Origin of the sequence: Mycobacterium sp. ST-F2, assembly GCF_001905655.1 — a bacterium.
In the GTDB taxonomy this organism is placed as follows: domain Bacteria; phylum Actinomycetota; class Actinomycetes; order Mycobacteriales; family Mycobacteriaceae; genus Mycobacterium.
Window position 1 is genome coordinate 1 of record NZ_JMHT01000131.1, and the last position, 1,061, is coordinate 1,061.

Sequence of the window (1,061 nt, forward strand, 5' to 3'; positions counted from 1 at the left end):
GAACCGCCCCAGGTTTTCCGCCGCTGCTATACGGGTTGACGCTCTCGGTCGAGGGCGCTGTAGTGGGCGTGCTCGTACTCGGTTGGGCTGACCATGCCGAGACTGGAGTGCAGCCTTCGGTTGTTGTACCACTCGACCCAGGCTGCTGTCGCGTACTCGACGTCGGCGATGGTCCTAAACGGCCCCGGGTGGAACACTGTGGTTCGGATGCATTCGGTCTTGTACAAGCCGTTGATCGTTTCCATCAGAGCGTTGTCGTAGGCATCCCCGACGCTGCCAATGGAAGGTGAAATCCCTTCCAGTTCAAGGTGTTCGGTGAAACGGACCGACGTGTATTGGCTTCCGGCGTCGCTGTGGTGGATGAGCTCGCCGGCTGCGGTGGGATGACCTTCGTGACGGCGCTGCCACACGGCCATCCGCAACGGGACCATCACCAGATCGGTGGTCTTGGTGGTGGCCGCGTGCCAGGCCACGATCCGCTGAGCGAACACGTCGACGATGAAGGCCACGTAGACAAAGCCCGCCCAGGACCGCACGTAAGTGAAGTCGGTGACCCATACCCGGTTCGGGACGCTCGCATGGAAGTTGCGGTTGAGCAGATCCGGGGCGCGGCGCCCGTCGGTGTCCGGGATCGTGGTGCGCACCTTCTTTGACCGCCGTATGCCCTGCAGACCCAACGTGCACATCGCCCGGTGCACCGAGCCCGCCGAGGCCTCTGGCAGCGCGGCACGGCGGATCAGGGCCGTCATCTTGCGCCGCCCGTAGAGCCCCTCGGGGGCCAGAACGCGCTTGCCGGCGGCGTTGGTGGTCCACGCCAGGCCACGCACAGCGTCGATGACCTGGGCGTCGGTGATGGTGCGGGCCGCTACCGTCCGGCCTGGTTGTTTCCAGGACCGGTAGGTGCGCGCGGCGATCTGACAGCCCTGCTCACACAAGACTCGGCAGATCGACTCGACCGCGTGCCCAGCGGCGCGTTGATCGTCGATGAACGCGAAGATCACCGGTTGCGGGGGTCGGTGAAAGTCGGCCCGGGACGCGGTGACAACCGTTGGGGCTGTTCC

Annotated in this window: 1 protein-coding gene; it reads right to left on the reverse strand. The window is 65.3% G+C overall.

All coding sequences use genetic code 11. The features are described from left to right. Positions 1-26: 26 nt before the first annotated feature. The coding region (locus EB75_RS28260; RefSeq protein ID WP_142239887.1) for an IS3 family transposase at positions 27-1,061 on the reverse strand (1,035 nt) is incomplete at its 5' end.